1 protein-coding gene is annotated in these 442 nt (G+C 64.5%); it reads left to right on the top strand.

Annotated features, from left to right (window positions below; all coding sequences use genetic code 11):
• Window positions 1-267: 267 nt before the first annotated feature.
• A partial coding sequence (locus D7X55_RS46540; RefSeq protein ID WP_121725761.1) for a pyridoxal-phosphate dependent enzyme occupies window positions 268-442 on the top strand: 175 nt, incomplete at its 3' end.

Below are 442 nucleotides of genomic sequence, written 5' to 3' on the forward strand. Positions count from 1 at the left end.
GTGATGTTCAGCTCGGCGTCGGCGATGGCAACCAGGTAGCGCAGCTGGGTCAGCGTCATGGGCAGGCAGGCGGCGTGGGGCGGAGGTCCACTCTAGGGTCAATTGCCGTCACCAGCTTATAACCAAAGGTTGTTTAAGAAAGGTATCTGGTCATTACCGGGCGTCATATGCCGGCGCTACGGTCAGCCGGCAGCCGCTGGCCTGAACAGCCAGCCCTCCCCCTTCGCCCGCCGAAACCCGGCGCGGCCCCGTTTCCGGAGCGCTTCCATGGCCCTGTACGACTCCATCCTCGACACCGTCGGCAACACCCCCATCGTCAAGCTGCAGCGTCTGGCACCGCCGCAGGTCAGCGTTTACGCCAAGGTCGAGTCGTTCAATCCGGGCGGCTCGGTCAAGGACCGCCTGGCTTTGGCGATCATCCTCGACGCTGAAGCGCGTGGCC

Origin of the sequence: Corallococcus sp. AB049A, from assembly GCF_003668885.1 — a bacterium.
GTDB lineage: Bacteria > Myxococcota > Myxococcia > Myxococcales > Myxococcaceae > Corallococcus > Corallococcus interemptor.